Annotated in this window: 14 protein-coding genes; 6 read left to right on the forward strand and 8 right to left on the reverse strand. The window is 42.3% G+C overall.

Translation table 11 applies throughout. The features are described from left to right. Window positions 1-23 precede the first annotated feature (23 nt). The 6 genes from MFF31_RS19545 (at window position 24) to MFF31_RS19570 (ending at window position 5837) form a co-directional block, all read left to right on the forward strand. Window positions 24-1274, forward strand: coding sequence for a glutamate-5-semialdehyde dehydrogenase (locus MFF31_RS19545; RefSeq protein ID WP_238190203.1), 1251 nt, complete (start codon window positions 24-26; stop codon window positions 1272-1274). A 24-nt stretch (window positions 1275-1298) separates the two neighbouring features. Next, entirely contained in the window at window positions 1299-2165 is an 867-nt protein-coding gene (proC, locus tag MFF31_RS19550; RefSeq protein ID WP_238190205.1) for a pyrroline-5-carboxylate reductase, read from the forward strand. Beyond that, complete coding sequence (locus tag MFF31_RS19555; RefSeq protein ID WP_238190206.1) at window positions 2165-3397, forward strand: 2,3-diketo-5-methylthiopentyl-1-phosphate enolase; 1233 nt, start codon at window positions 2165-2167, stop codon at window positions 3395-3397. Before proC ends, MFF31_RS19555 begins: the two co-directional genes overlap by 1 nt. Continuing rightward, window positions 3394-4074: a 2-hydroxy-3-keto-5-methylthiopentenyl-1-phosphate phosphatase gene (locus MFF31_RS19560; RefSeq protein ID WP_238190207.1), complete on the forward strand. Its 681-nt coding sequence runs from the start codon at window positions 3394-3396 to the stop codon at window positions 4072-4074. The genes MFF31_RS19555 and MFF31_RS19560 overlap by 4 nt, the downstream gene beginning before the upstream one ends. Then, window positions 4074-4727, forward strand: coding sequence for a methylthioribulose 1-phosphate dehydratase (gene mtnB, locus MFF31_RS19565; protein ID WP_238190208.1), 654 nt, complete (start codon window positions 4074-4076; stop codon window positions 4725-4727). The genes MFF31_RS19560 and mtnB overlap by 1 nt, the downstream gene beginning before the upstream one ends. 108 nt (window positions 4728-4835) lie before the next feature. Next, window positions 4836-5837: a MerR family transcriptional regulator gene (locus tag MFF31_RS19570; RefSeq protein WP_238190209.1), complete on the forward strand. Its 1002-nt coding sequence runs from the start codon at window positions 4836-4838 to the stop codon at window positions 5835-5837. A gap of 33 nt (window positions 5838-5870) precedes the next feature. On the opposite strand, the gene MFF31_RS19575 is transcribed toward MFF31_RS19570, so the two are convergent. The 8 genes from MFF31_RS19575 to MFF31_RS19610 all read right to left on the reverse strand — a co-directional run bounded on the left by MFF31_RS19575 (window position 5871) and on the right by MFF31_RS19610 (window position 13369). Continuing rightward, on the reverse strand, window positions 5871-6554 hold the full coding sequence (locus tag MFF31_RS19575) for a DnaD domain protein (protein WP_238190210.1): 684 nt from the start codon (window positions 6552-6554) through the stop codon (window positions 5871-5873). 20 nt (window positions 6555-6574) lie between these two features. Further along, window positions 6575-7774, reverse strand: coding sequence for an acetate/propionate family kinase (locus MFF31_RS19580; protein ID WP_238190211.1), 1200 nt, complete (start codon window positions 7772-7774; stop codon window positions 6575-6577). Next, window positions 7774-8643 carry a 3-hydroxyacyl-CoA dehydrogenase family protein gene (locus tag MFF31_RS19585; protein ID WP_238190212.1) on the reverse strand — a complete coding sequence of 290 codons (870 nt, stop codon included), beginning with the start codon at window positions 8641-8643 and terminating at the stop codon, window positions 7774-7776. The genes MFF31_RS19580 and MFF31_RS19585 overlap by 1 nt, the downstream gene beginning before the upstream one ends. 112 nt (window positions 8644-8755) lie before the next feature. Beyond that, window positions 8756-10249: an AAA family ATPase gene (locus tag MFF31_RS19590; RefSeq protein ID WP_238190213.1), complete on the reverse strand. Its 1494-nt coding sequence runs from the start codon at window positions 10247-10249 to the stop codon at window positions 8756-8758. Beyond that, on the reverse strand, window positions 10242-10781 hold the full coding sequence (locus MFF31_RS19595; protein ID WP_238190215.1) for a hypothetical protein: 540 nt from the start codon (window positions 10779-10781) through the stop codon (window positions 10242-10244). Before MFF31_RS19595 ends, MFF31_RS19590 begins: the two co-directional genes overlap by 8 nt. 113 nt (window positions 10782-10894) lie before the next feature. Further along, the gene (locus MFF31_RS19600; RefSeq protein ID WP_248565539.1) at window positions 10895-11431 is read right to left on the reverse strand and encodes a hypothetical protein; all 537 of its coding nucleotides are present in this window, start codon (window positions 11429-11431) and stop codon (window positions 10895-10897) included. Then, entirely contained in the window at window positions 11431-12735 is a 1305-nt protein-coding gene (locus MFF31_RS19605) for an amidohydrolase (protein ID WP_375541334.1), read from the reverse strand. Before MFF31_RS19605 ends, MFF31_RS19600 begins: the two co-directional genes overlap by 1 nt. Then, window positions 12713-13369, reverse strand: coding sequence for a redox-sensing transcriptional repressor Rex (locus MFF31_RS19610; RefSeq protein WP_238190218.1), 657 nt, complete (start codon window positions 13367-13369; stop codon window positions 12713-12715). The genes MFF31_RS19605 and MFF31_RS19610 overlap by 23 nt, the downstream gene beginning before the upstream one ends.

The following is a 13369-nucleotide window of genomic DNA, read 5'->3' on the forward strand; positions in this document are numbered from 1 at the left end:
TTGGATTCGGGAGGCAAAGAGATATGTTAAGTGAAGTGAGACAAAAGGCAATGCTCGCTCAAGATGCGGCAGCCATTATGAATCGGATGACAACCCAGGAAAAAAATGATGCGCTAATCGCGATGGCAGACGCACTAATAGCTCGGCAAGAAGAGCTGATTGCTGCTAATGCTGAGGATTTACTAAGGGGTGAAAGTCAAGGCACTAGCCCCTCCCTGCTGGATCGACTTGCTCTCAATAGTGAACGTATTGCAGGTATTGCCGATGGGCTCCGTCAAATTGTCGATCTCCCAGATCCTGTTGGTGGGCTGCTTGAATCATTCGAACGTCCTAACGGTATGAAAGTAGAGAAAATACGTGTGCCGCTTGGTGTTATTGGTATGATCTATGAGGCAAGACCTAATGTAACGGTTGATGCAGCAGGTCTATGTCTAAAAACGAGCAATACTGTCGTATTGCGAGGCGGTTCAGCAGCGATTTCTTCAAATCGTAAAATCGTAGAGATTTTAAAAGATGCGTTGACTTCAACAAAATTGCCTAGTGATGCTATACAATTAATTGAAGATTCGGATCGTGCTTCCGTAGGCGAAATGCTAAAGCTTAATGGATTGCTTGATGTCGTTATTCCAAGAGGCGGTGCTGCACTGATTCGGAATGTGATCGAAAATGCTACCGTGCCCGTCATAGAAACTGGTGCTGGCATTTGCCACGTTTATATTGATGACTCAGCAGAACTTGAGATGGCAATTTCGATTGCTTTCAATGGCAAAGTACAACGTCCATCAGTGTGCAACTCCATTGAAACGTTGTTAATCCATGAAGCGGTAGCCAAAACTTCAATTCAAAAAATAGCTCAATCGTTTATCGACGCAAATGTTGAACTTCGCGGCTGTGAGCGTACACTTTCACTGCTCCCTGGGATCAAGCTTGCATCCGATGATGACTACAGCACTGAATACAATGACTACATTCTTAACGTGAAAATAGTCGATAACATAGATGAAGCACTTCATCATATAAGAAAACATGGAACGAAACATTCGGAATGTATCGTGACTGAAACCGAAGAAAATGCTTCCAAATTTCTGCAAGAAGTTGATGCAGCAGCTGTTTATCATAATGTTTCCACTCGATTTACAGATGGGTTTGAATTCGGCTTTGGCGCAGAGATAGGCATTAGTACACAAAAGTTGCATGCACGTGGACCGATGGGCTTACCTGCTTTGACTTCAACAAAATATCGTATTTTTGGCACTGGTCAAATTCGCAACTAATTCATATACAGGAGGAATTGTAATATGTCTCATATCATTCAAACCGACATATCATCAAAGCGCATTTGCTTCTTCGGAGCTGGTTCTATGGCTGAGGCGATCGCTCGTGGACTCATTCATGAAAAGCTAGTGGAACCAACTATGATTTCAATGTTGAATCGCAGCAACGAAACACGACTTAATGAACTGCACGAACGTTATGGTGTGCAAACAATCGTTCAAGGTTCATCGAATGAAGCCTATCTTCGAGAGGCAGATATTATTTTTCTTGCAATGAAACCTAAAGATGCTGTAGAAGCAATTGCTGGGCTTGCCCCATTGCTTCATTCAAAGCAGCTAATTATTTCTGTAATTGCAGGACTATCCATCACTTCAATGGAGCGTTTGCTAAGTGATCAACAGCCAATCGTGCGATCGATGCCAAATACTTCGAGTACAATAGGATTAGGCGCAACCGGCATCAGCTATTCGGATGCCGTAGATGCTGATCAACGTCTCGTTACAGAAGCTATTTTCAAATCAATCGGTCTGAATGCAATCGTGGATGAATCGTTGCAAACATCCATTACTGGTGTTTCTGGAAGCGGACCTGCTTATGTTTACTTTATAATGGAATCGATGCTAAAAGCTGCAGATGAGTTAGGTCTTGAACCTGATATGGCAAGAGAGCTAGTTGTACAAACTGTACTTGGTGCAGCCCAAATGGTCAAATTGACTGGTGAAGCTCCCGAGGAACTGCGACGCAAAGTTACATCCCCTAACGGTACAACGCAAGCTGCAATTGAGCTTATGGCGCAAGGCGGCTTGCCAGAAGCAATTATTAAAGGGATGCATCGATCTGCTACACGCGCAGCTGAGATAGGTGCTGACATGGAAAGGAGCATACTTTAATGAGCCAAGTTTGTGTAGCTACCTATCGGTCCTACGATGATCGTGCTGACTTTCATAAAAAGGCGCTCTCTATTGCAGTTGGTTTAACAGTAGGGAGCTGGACAGATCTACCTGAAGCGCAAAAAGCGGAAATGGAGAAGCATCTAGGTAAAGTATTGTCTGTAGATGTTTATGAGCCGGCGAATCATGCTCCCGGAGAACGTTACGCGGATATTCGTATCGCATATCCAGATATCAACTTCAGCCGCGACCTCCCTGCTCTTCTAGTTACTGTATTTGGTAAGCTGTCGATGGACGGGCGGATTAAACTGCTTGACCTTGATGTATCGGAATCATTTGTATCAGCATTCCCTGGTCCTAAGTTCGGTCTAGAAGGTGTTCGTGGTCTTTTAGGTGTTCATGATAGACCATTACTTATGAGCATATTCAAATCCGTTGTAGGTCACGATCTAACGAATCTGCAAGAGCAATTTTACAAGCAGGCATTAGGCGGAGTTGACCTGATAAAAGACGACGAGATTTTATTCGAAAATCCGCTTACTCCACTTGAGAAACGTGTAGAGGCTTGTATGGAGGCTGCACGAAAAGCGGAAGTGGAAACGGGACAAAAGTTATTGTATGCGGTTAATTTGACGGGACCTACTTCTCAACTTGCAGTTAATGCGCGTAAAGCGATAGATGCTGGAGCTAACGCGCTCTTATTTAATGCATTGGCATATGGCTACGATGTTCTTCATGAACTGAGCAGTGATCCAACCATTAATGTGCCGATTGCTGCGCACCCTGCACTTGCGGGAGCAATCTATCCGTCTCCACAATATGGAATTAGCGCTTCCCTTCTATTAGGAAAACTAATGAGACTTGCAGGAGCGGATCTAGTTCTATTCCCTTCTCCATATGGCTCTGTCGTCATGCCTAAAGAAGAAAATTTGGCTGTTAAGGATGCTCTGTTAAGCCCGCTCCATGGATTACGAGCAAGCTTCCCAGTACCATCTGCGGGTATACATCCTGGCCTTGTTCCGTTAATATTAAAGGACTTTGGCAGCGATGTTGTTGTCAACGCTGGCGGCGGCATTCACGGTCATTCCATGGGAACAGCTGCTGGGGGACAAGCATTCCGTCAAGCGATCTCTGCTACTCTTAACGGTACGCCACTTCAAGAAGCAGCTTATGCGCCTGGGAACGAGGCATTACAAGCCGCAATACAATCATGGGGGATAAAAGACGCATGACAAAACCACTAACATCTAAGAAACGCATCGTGTTTTGCGACTTCGACGGTACGATTACTGTTAATGACAATATTATTGCGATCATTAAACATTTTAACCCTACTGGGTGGGAGCCTATCGCTCAAAAAACGATATCAACTGAACTATCGATTAAAGATGGTGTTGGTCAATTATTCAAATTGATACCTGCATCGATGCAAGAGGAAGTAATTGAGTTTGGAATATCCAATGCCAAAATTCGTGATGGTTTTGCTCAATTTCTTACTTTTTGCAAAGAACAGGACATCGCCTTTTATGTAACTAGCGGCGGCATTGATTTTTTTGTATACCCGATATTGGAGTCATTCGATATCCCGCGCGACCACATTTATTGCAACGAAAGCTCATTTGCAGGCCAACAAATCGAAATATTATGGCCACACACTTGTGACGAGCATTGCAACAACAATTGCGGGATGTGTAAAACGACTATCATGCGCAACTTCCCATCCGATCAGTATGAACGTATTATTATCGGCGATAGTGTAACTGATTTTGAAGGAGCAAAGCTTGCTGATATTGTCTTCTCCCGTTCTCATTTGACTACAAAATGTAAAGAACTTGGCATAGCACATACGGAATATGAAACGTTTTTCGATATTATTGAAGCTATGAGCTCTGAAAGGAAGACAACGTAATGAGTTTTGACCAAATTAAAACCGAAACGAAACAACTTGCACTATCTGAGCTGCGCGACGTAAAGGAGCTATTCGCTTCCCGTGGTTGGTTTCCTGGTACAAGCGGCAACCTCTCTGTACGTGTAGGTGACTACTCACCTGAGCAGTTCCATTTTGCAATTACAGCAAGTGGCAAAGATAAGACGGTACATACACCGGAAGATTATTTGTTTGTTGATCATGAAGGAAAAGCATGTGAGTCTACGTCGCTTAAGCCATCCGCGGAAACATTAATCCATTGTGAAATTTACAGACTGACAGGCGCTGGTGCAATTTTTCACGTACACACTGTATTCAATAATATTATTTCAGAGTATTTCTGGGATCGTAAATCTGTGCCTGTTGATGGTGTTGAGCTCATTAAAGCATTTAATATTTGGGATGAAGAGGCACATATCGATATACCGATCGTGTCGAACTTCACACATATCCCTTCTATCGTGCCAGAAGTAACGGAGTCCATTAACCTACAAATTCCAGGTATTATTCTTAGAAAACATGGCATTTATGCTTGGGGTGCTAATGCATTTGAGGCAAAACGTCATCTGGAAGCATTTGAATTTATTTTCGAATATGTGTACCGCTTTGAGCTATTGAAAAATAGTCAACGATAAGCATCCAATAAAACTGAAGTTGCTTCTTGCAGCTTCAGTTTTTTTTCAAATTGTTGCTTGACCTTAACGTTACGTGAACGTTCATAATGGTTTAATGAGGTGATGACAATGCAAGTTCATCAAGCAGCTAAAGCACTTGGTGTAACGCCAAGAACACTCCGATTCTATGAGGAAAAAGGTTTAGTAGCACCCGGTAAGGAAATGGAAAATGGATATCGCTATTATCGGCAAGAAGATATTGAAACACTTCGTTGGGTCGTTTCCTTGAGAGAATTAGGCATGTCGCTCTCTCAAATTAAAGGAATCGTTGCTAACATAAATAATGCGGATATTTTCATTAGAAAGCTCGATCTTGCTCGCTCTGAACTGTACGCTGAGCTCTCCGATACGATTGATGCGCTCGGTGCATTCGACGCAACGATGGACGCATGGAGACGTAGTGGCGTTCCACAGCTGGATCAAGCGGAACTTTCAGCGAAACGTCTTAGAGGACAACGAGTACTACGTTCATCTTGGAGTGACCGATGGAAGTATGATGAGATCGCCCTTCAATATGGCGCCAAGGCACCGATAATTGCATTATCTAGCTTCATTGAACCCGAGCTTTATGAACAAGCTCTTGTCCGGACTTCGGAGTGGGTTGACCCTCTCGATGGGGAAAATGGTCTAGAGGTTGGTGCAGGCAGCGGAAATCTATCCGTCATGTTAAACTTACCTGGTGTTCAATTAACTTTGGTTGAGCAATCTGCAGAAATGTTATCCATTTTGCGAGAGCGACTACCGCTTACTGATACAAGGCAAGGCAATCTACTAGCGCTTCCGCTAAGCGGCAGAACATTTAACTTTATTGCCTGTAGCTTCGCTCTTCAACACCTTGAGCATGAAGGTCAACTGTTAGCATTAGCAGAGATGGATCGTGTACTTCTAGCTAATGGCAGACTAGTTCTTACAGGTTTTATGAACAACAAAAAAAGCCCAGATAACGTGGATAAGGGGATGACCCCTTCTCTGTTACCTGAGCTTATTGAATGGCTAAAGTGTCATCATTATTCTGTCATAAACGAACAATTAAGCCACGATGTGTTCATTCTTTTTGCTGAGAAGCAGTAATTCCGAGTGAAAGAAAGCAAGGTATTGTATCAATTACTTTGCTCTCCCTCCAAAAAACTTCTGGGAATGCGCTCTAGCTTCCTCAACATTCGTTATTCGATTACGACTCCATTCAATCAATATACGATCGATATAGCGCAAGCTGAGCTTTCCTGCAAATACCGCTTCTTTCAAAGCAAATAATATGATCTCTTCCGTATATCGATCTTGATCGAGCCAGTTGCTGATCGTCTCACATTCCATCGGAGACAATAATCTTCCAAACTCCTGTTCAAAAACAGAAAACAAGTTGGAGACTGGTTTAGTTTCCTGTGCGGCAGGCTGACGTTCAGCTTTTTTTGCCTCTCGCTTCGCAGTAGCAGACCATTCTGCTGCCTTCATCAGCCAACCGCTCCAGTTATACCGCTCTGCCTGCATACCAGATTCGCTATCGATATAATCGTCTATTGTGAGGAAGCCGTCTTTCATTAAACGTCCAAGCATAGTGCCGATATTCCGTACATTCGTACCCATTCGATCGGCTAATTGTTCAAGTGTAGGGAAGTCATTCCTCTCCACATCGGTGTATTGCATAATCTGAAAGATCAGCATCGCTTCCGATTCAGAGATACCTAGACTGTTATAGCTACGTAAGAGCATACTGGGAATGTATATTCCACCTTCATTAATTGCAGCTGCAATGCCATGGGTATATGCCTTCCAAATCTCTTCGCTCATGCGCAGCCTCTCCCCTCATCCTAACCTTGAACGATTTTGTACGTATCGCGAGCTATAAGCAGTTCTTCGTTCGTTGGAACAACCAATACTTTAATGCGCGAATTTGGTGTTGAAATTTCACGAGCTTCTTTGCTTCTCTTCGCATTAAGCTCTTCGTCAAGTTCAATTCCTAAGAACGTGATGCCCTCACATACCGCTTTACGAAGATCAGAAGAGTTTTCACCTACGCCCGCTGTAAACACTAATGTGTCTATACCGTTCATTGCAGCTGCATATGCTCCAATGTACTTTTTAACACGATAAACATACATATCGAATGCAAGCTTAGCATTTTTGTCGCCTTCATTCATTGCTTCCGTTACTTCACGCATATCGCTGCTAATTCCAGAGATAGCAAGCATACCGCTATGTTTGTTCAACATTGAATTTGCTTCGTTCAATGTAAGTTCTTCCTTATTCATTACAAACGGAACAATGGCAGGGTCAATATCCCCACTTCTCGTTCCCATCATTAAACCTTCCAGCGGTGTCATACCCATGCTAGTATCAAATGATTTGCCGTCCAAAATTGCAGCACAACTTGCACCGTTTCCGATATGGCAAGTAACCATTTTTAACGACTCTAGCGGTTTCTTAAGGAAACGAGCCGCTTTGTCACTCACATACGAATGAGAAGTTCCATGGAAACCATAACGACGAATTTTGTGTCTGCGGTAAAGAACCGTCGGTATCGGATACAAATATGAAGTTTTCGGCATCGTTTGGTGGAATGCTGTATCAAAAACAACAACTTGAGGAACATTCGGCATATTCGTTTCTACTGCTGTAATACCCATCATATGAGCTGGGTTATGAAGCGGAGCAAGATCGAATAGTCGACGAATTTCAAGTTTTACTTCTGAGGTTACTAATACAGAACCTTTAAACACTTCACCGCCATGTACGATTCGATGGCCAACAGCATCAATTTCATTCATTGAAGCAAGAACACCATGTTCTTTATGCGTCAGCATATCGGTAACTCTTTTTACAGCTGTAACATGATCCAAAATTTCACTAACAACACGAACCTCTTGTTTATCTGCTGGCTCATGAGTTACGATCGATGAATCCATCCCGATTCTCTCTACACGCCCGCTTGCAAGAACACTTTCGTCTCTCATATCATACAGCTGGTATTTAAGCGATGAGCTTCCAGCATTAATTACTAGTACTTTCATTAGATCCGATCCCCATCCTTGTCATAGTGGAAGAAGCCTACTCCAGATTTGGCTCCTAGATGCCCTGCACGTACCATCTTCTTAAGTACGATCGAAGGTCGATATTTCAATTCTCCATATTCACGGAACATACGCTCAAGTGCTGCAAGCACAGAGTCAAGGCCAAATCGGTCAGCCATTTCGAATGGTCCGTTTTGGAAGGAATAACCGACACGCATAGCGTTATCGATATCTTGGGCTGAGGCAACGCCTTCTTCCAAAACATGAAGCGCTTCGTTTATAAACAAGCAAATTAAACGTGTTGTAACGAAGCCAGGAGATTCAAACACCATGACACCCTTTTTAAGGATGATTTCCTCTACAAAATGTTTCGTTTGAGCAAATGTTTCATCTGACGTCTTTAAACCACGAACGATTTCAACTAAATCAATTTTTGATACTGGATATATGAAATGCAGCCCGATTACTCGTGCAGGCATAGACGTTACGCTGGCTAGCTCCGTCAAACTTAATGTTGACGTATTGCTTGCAAGAATCGTGTTTTCTCCACATATGCTGTCCAAACGTTCAAAAATTTCTTTCTTCGCTTCCAAATCCTCAGTAATCGTCTCAATAACAAGCTCACAATCTGCAAGCTCTTCAAATTGTTTGGCACTACTAATTTTGGAGAGAATAAGTTTTTTCTCTGCACCAGTCAATGCCCACTTCTCAATTTGCTTATCAAGATTACTTTCAATCATTTGCAACCCATAGGAAAGACGTTCATCCGAAACCTCGATGACTACGACATCTAATCCTTTTGCGGCAAGCATTTCTGCAATACCTTGTCCCATCGTTCCTAAACCAATTACTCCAACCTTTTTTATCATCTGCTGTAACTGCTCCCTCTAGATAGTGTCTCAATCCTTATTATAACGAATAAAAAGCAAATAAAGAAGGCGGATGTGTGTCCGCCTTCATATTGTTGAAATTGTAAACGTTTTATGCGGCAGAATATAATTTTAGCATTGACCTGAACGATTCTCCGTCAATACTTTCTTCCTTAATTAGCGTTTGAAGCGAAGATTGGAACACATTTCGCTGTTCCTCAAGCAAATTTTTCGTCTTTGCCATTAACTCATCAAGAATTTCACGGCTAATATCCGCCCACTTCTGTGGAGTCATCATCGATGAATCAACAATGCCAAGCGAAGTTAATCCAGATTCAACTAACGTCTTTACGATGTTCATCGCTTGCTCAAAGTCTCCCCTTGATCCCGTGCTACGATCCCCATAGAACATTTCTTCGGCAGCTGCACCGCCTAAAGCAATCATGATCTGGCTATGAAGAAATGGGGTTGTATATAAATATTGATCTTGCTGAGGCTGATGACGAACATACCCTAACGTTCCGCCTCTTGGTGTTAACGCGACTTGGGATACACTGCCTGGACGCATTAGCTCTGCCATAATAGCATGTCCTAGTTCATGCAATGCGACTCGTTCCCGCTCTTCTATCGACGTTTCACGATCTGTTGTTTCTCCTAGCAACACTTTATCAATAGCCATAATTAAATGCTGCTCTGTAATGACAGGATCGTTTACTCGCATCGCATAAATAGCGGCTTCATTCATAACCGATTCCAACTGCGCTCCCGAGAAGCTATACGTTTGATCTGCAATACGTTCCATCTTAACTTCATCGTCCATAGGCTTATTGCTGGCATGAATGTTAAGAATGTGGAGACGCCCCTTCTTATCTGGCAACTCAACGCCAATATGTCTGTCAAAGCGGCCAGGACGAAGCAATGCACTATCCAGCATTTCTTTCCTGTTTGTTGCAGCTATTAATAGAATTCTTGGTGATTCATTCGCATGAATACCATCCATCTCAGTTAACAATTGATTTAACGTTTGATCATATTCACGATGTTGTCCTCCATCACGCTTCCCACCGATAACCTCAATCTCATCAATAAAGATAACTGCACTTTCTTTGCCCGCTTTCTTAGCCTTCGTACGTGCCTCTTTAAACAGATCTCTTATTCGTCCTGCACCAACACCCACATACATCTCTACAAACTCACTGCCTGATGCAGCAACATAAACAGAATCTGTATATTGCGCTGCAGCTTTTGCAAGCAGCGTCTTACCTGTACCAGGAGGGCCAGCCAGCAAAATACCTTTTAAAGGACGGATTCCTAGCTTTGCAATCTGATCACGCTTAACTAAAAAGTCGAGCGCTTCAACAAGCTCCTGCTTCGCACGTTCTTGTCCGCCAATTTGATCGAAAGTAAAAGAGGAATCTGCCACTTCGCTGCGATTTTTCCCGCTGGAAAAAGCCGTTAGCTTCCCCTTCCCTCTAGCTGTATAGAATACAGCTGCTCCAATTACAGCAAGAAATAAAACAGGCAGCACATTAATTCCGATCACAAATAAAAATACGAGTAAAACGGGCACAAACCCAATCGCTATCTCAAGTGCATACTTACGCATTTGACCACGCTCCCAGTTTCGTTGGTGTACGAGGTAAAACCATATATTTAGCAGCTTTATCATTGCGAATGGTTATATATACATTTGTTTCATCCATGTCAGTAACGAATGATACCCCTTTAACATCGGTTGTTGCTCGCTTCAATGCATCCGGAATTTTAGAGTACATTTTTGTTTCCATCGCTTCTGCAATTTCGAACATCGACTTTTGCCACAACGCATTTAATTGTTCATCTTGCGGCGATTGTACTTGAAGATCTAGCTTTTTGCCTGGTGCAATATCATTACCAGCTTCTGACGCCTTCTCAAAAAGATCACTTAAATTAGCTTGCTGTGAAAGTTCAACTGATAAATGAACTGTATTATCTAAAATGGAAGGTTTCTCTGTATCCACAACACCAGGTACCTTCATTATTGCTTCTGTTAACGGTGACGCTACAACTACTTGTTTATAAAATGTCCATCCACCAAACAATAAGCCAATAGATAGAACTGTTGTAATAACAATCGGTATAAAACGAGGCTTTTTCATCTATGAACCCCTCCATTAGCTTTGATGTAGATTATTATCTATCAGCTTTGCTATACGAAAGTATATCATAGATTAAGTCCAATAAGTTGTTGTAAAAACAGGAAACGGGACCATCAAGGTCCCGTTTTGGCTGATAACTTATATGATTGTATTAATTTCATTTCCTGGTCGAATGAATAGAAATCATAATTAAAACTTTTTGCCCCATCTACTGTGACACTGTAGTAAACTTCCCAAGCAGGATTATTCATTATTACAGCTGGCATAATTCGAATAACTTCCACATCTGGCTTCAACGTTTTGAAGTTGCTTGCTACAGCTTCTTTTGGGAGCGTTACACTCGCATCGATGTTGTGAAGAAGCTCCTTTTCTTTATGAAAAAGATAAATGGACCGATCGTTGAGATCCGTTCCTTCTGTTATCCATACTGTTTGCTCCCAAATATGCTTTTGTACGCTTGTTACTTCCTTAAGCAGATTCGTTGCAATGGCAATTTCTCGGGCTTCTCTCTCTTCAGACCATCTCGGCGTCTGAATATCGCGGAAATAAAATCCGAACCAAATTCCAAATGCAATAACAGCTAGTACAATAACAATTATCCAACGTTTCGACGTCATAAACGGCGGCCGCTTCTTCTCGATTACGCGCATTAGCCCTTTAATAGTCGCTCGAAGCTTGCTTGCGCTTCATAACGAATTTTCTCCTCATCGAGCATCGTACAAATACTATTGCGAACAACTTGTCGTCCATCAACCCATACATGTTTAACATCTCTTCCCGATCCCGAATAAACAAGATGAGATACGATGTCGGTCATCGGATAGAAATGTGCTTGATCAATATCGATAGCAATAAAGTCAGCTTTCATTCCGACTTTAAGTGCACCAATACGATCAGACTGCCAAATTGCTTCTGCTCCGTATATAGTTCCAAGCTTCAATGCTTCAAGTGCAGGAATTGCAGTTGGATCGCCGGAGATACCTTTGTGAAGAAGTGCAGAAAACCGAATTTCTTCAAATAGATCTAAATTGTTGTTGCTTGCTACGCTGTCTGTTCCAAGCGATACTTTCACTCCTGCGTTAAGCATATCGGACAATCTTGCGATGCCACTTGCAAGCTTAAGATTGCTTACAGGGTTGTGAGATACTGATACATTGCGTGCTGCTAGCAATGCAATCTCCTCATCTGTCAAATGAACAGCATGGGCAACTAACGCTGGACGACTAAAAAATCCAAGACGGTCTAAATGTTCCACTGGCCTTACCCCGTAGTCACGAACATTCATTTCTACTTCTGCTAGCGTTTCTGACATATGGGTATGCAATGGTAAATTAAGATCATGTGCCGCTTGAACGAATTTTTCGATATACTCTGGCGGACAAGTATACGGTGCATGCGGTGACAACATAGTCGAAATTCTTCCATCCGCCTTGCCATTCCAATCGCGGGCAAATGTAATTGCATCGTTTAGCTTCGTTTTTTGTTCTTCTTCAGAGCATAGTCCAATAACACCACGAGTCAATATGCCTCGAATACCTGCTTGCTCAGTCATTGTTGCAACCTGATCCATTCGATCATACATATCAACAAACGTAGTCGTTCCGCTGCGCAACATCTCTACGATCGCTAGTGCGCTGCCTGCTTTTGTATCAGCGTCAACATATTTTGCTTCCATCGGCCACATTTTCTCTTGCAGCCAAACTTGAAGATTCTGATCATCAGAGAAACCTCTCAGCAAAGTCATTGCCGCATGTCCGTGTGTATTAATTAATCCAGGCATAAATGCCAGCTTGCTGCCATCAAGCTTTTGAACATCGGGTAATAAGTCTACTGGCGCTTCTGCTCCGATATATGTAATTCGATCATCCGTTATAACCATATGACCGTTAATCTTTGGGTTGGTTTCATCCATCGTGACAAATAGTCCATTTTCAATCCACAATTGCGTCATCATTTCCATCCCCTTCATGGTTTAAATAATATGCTAATCCAAGAAGCTCCTTCGTAAAATCCGCGTTATGTATCCGAACTTCCTCTGGAACACGTAAAATGGCAGGTGCAAAGTTAAGGATACCTTCCACACCGGCAGCTACAAATTGATTAGCTACATTTTGAGCTTCATATGCCGGTACTGTTATAATACCGATTCTAATATTTTGCTCTTTGACCGTCCTTGCAAGTTCATCCATTGGCATAACGACAAGATTATTTACATTAGTGCCAATCTTCTCCGGATGGATATCAAAAACAGCCGTTATTTTCATATTATCTTTGGAATATTTATTGTAATTACATAAGGCATGACCTAAGTTACCCGCTCCAACAAGAGCTACCTTGATTGTTTGGTTTACTTTCAATATTTGTCTAATCTTTTCGATTAAATAAATGACATCATACCCTATGCCCTTACGTCCAAATTCACCGAAGTATGCTAGATCTTTCCTGATTTGAGCAGGGTTCAGGTCAAGTTTAACACCAAGCTCCTGTGAAGAAACAGTTTGAATTTCACGACTGTGCAGATCGTTTAACACTTGCAGGTAAATAGGAAGGCGTCTTACGACAGCCTCCGATATTTTTGCATGCTTCAT

Source organism: Paenibacillus sp. L3-i20 (assembly GCF_022180385.2).
In the GTDB taxonomy this organism is placed as follows: Bacteria; Bacillota; Bacilli; order Paenibacillales; family Paenibacillaceae; genus Pristimantibacillus.

Excerpts from the sequence above, each read along its gene's own strand:
- MFF31_RS19545 (WP_238190203.1), top strand. The coding sequence starts at position 24 with ATGTTAAGTGAAGTGAGACAAAAGGCAATGCTCGCTCAAGATGCGGCA.
- proC (WP_238190205.1), top strand. The coding sequence starts at position 1,299 with ATGTCTCATATCATTCAAACCGACATATCATCAAAGCGCATTTGCTTC.
- MFF31_RS19555 (WP_238190206.1), top strand. The coding sequence starts at position 2,165 with ATGAGCCAAGTTTGTGTAGCTACCTATCGGTCCTACGATGATCGTGCT.
- MFF31_RS19560 (WP_238190207.1), top strand. The coding sequence starts at position 3,394 with ATGACAAAACCACTAACATCTAAGAAACGCATCGTGTTTTGCGACTTC.
- mtnB (WP_238190208.1), top strand. The coding sequence starts at position 4,074 with ATGAGTTTTGACCAAATTAAAACCGAAACGAAACAACTTGCACTATCT.
- MFF31_RS19570 (WP_238190209.1), top strand. The coding sequence starts at position 4,836 with ATGCAAGTTCATCAAGCAGCTAAAGCACTTGGTGTAACGCCAAGAACA.
- MFF31_RS19575 (WP_238190210.1), bottom strand. The coding sequence starts at position 6,554 with ATGAGCGAAGAGATTTGGAAGGCATATACCCATGGCATTGCAGCTGCA.
- MFF31_RS19580 (WP_238190211.1), bottom strand. The coding sequence starts at position 7,774 with ATGAAAGTACTAGTAATTAATGCTGGAAGCTCATCGCTTAAATACCAG.
- MFF31_RS19585 (WP_238190212.1), bottom strand. The coding sequence starts at position 8,643 with ATGATAAAAAAGGTTGGAGTAATTGGTTTAGGAACGATGGGACAAGGT.
- MFF31_RS19590 (WP_238190213.1), bottom strand. The coding sequence starts at position 10,249 with ATGCGTAAGTATGCACTTGAGATAGCGATTGGGTTTGTGCCCGTTTTA.
- MFF31_RS19595 (WP_238190215.1), bottom strand. The coding sequence starts at position 10,781 with ATGAAAAAGCCTCGTTTTATACCGATTGTTATTACAACAGTTCTATCT.
- MFF31_RS19600 (WP_248565539.1), bottom strand. The coding sequence starts at position 11,431 with ATGCGCGTAATCGAGAAGAAGCGGCCGCCGTTTATGACGTCGAAACGT.
- MFF31_RS19605 (WP_375541334.1), bottom strand. The coding sequence starts at position 12,735 with ATGATGACGCAATTGTGGATTGAAAATGGACTATTTGTCACGATGGAT.
- MFF31_RS19610 (WP_238190218.1), bottom strand. The coding sequence starts at position 13,369 with ATGAAGCATGCAAAAATATCGGAGGCTGTCGTAAGACGCCTTCCTATT.